This is a genomic window from Stutzerimonas sp. Brlt_14 (assembly GCF_051948915.1).
In the GTDB taxonomy this organism is placed as follows: Bacteria; Pseudomonadota; Gammaproteobacteria; order Pseudomonadales; family Pseudomonadaceae; genus Stutzerimonas; species Stutzerimonas stutzeri.
Genome location: NZ_JAYJLM010000021.1, coordinates 1 through 332 on the forward strand (window position 1 = coordinate 1; position 332 = coordinate 332).

Here is a 332-nt window from a genome sequence, read left to right on the forward strand (position 1 = left end):
GGGCTACACACGTGCTACAATGGTCGGTACAAAGGGTTGCCAAGCCGCGAGGTGGAGCTAATCCCATAAAACCGATCGTAGTCCGGATCGCAGTCTGCAACTCGACTGCGTGAAGTCGGAATCGCTAGTAATCGTGAATCAGAATGTCACGGTGAATACGTTCCCGGGCCTTGTACACACCGCCCGTCACACCATGGGAGTGGGTTGCTCCAGAAGTAGCTAGTCTAACCTTCGGGGGGACGGTTACCACGGAGTGATTCATGACTGGGGTGAAGTCGTAACAAGGTAGCCGTAGGGGAACCTGCGGCTGGATCACCTCCTTAATCGAAGAC

The 332-nt window shown here is 54.8% G+C and carries 1 rRNA gene; it reads left to right on the forward strand.

Features of this window, described 5'->3' with window-relative positions:
* Positions 1-323, forward strand: a 16S ribosomal RNA gene (locus VF716_RS20335); the annotation flags it as partial.
* Positions 324-332 lie beyond the last annotated feature (9 nt).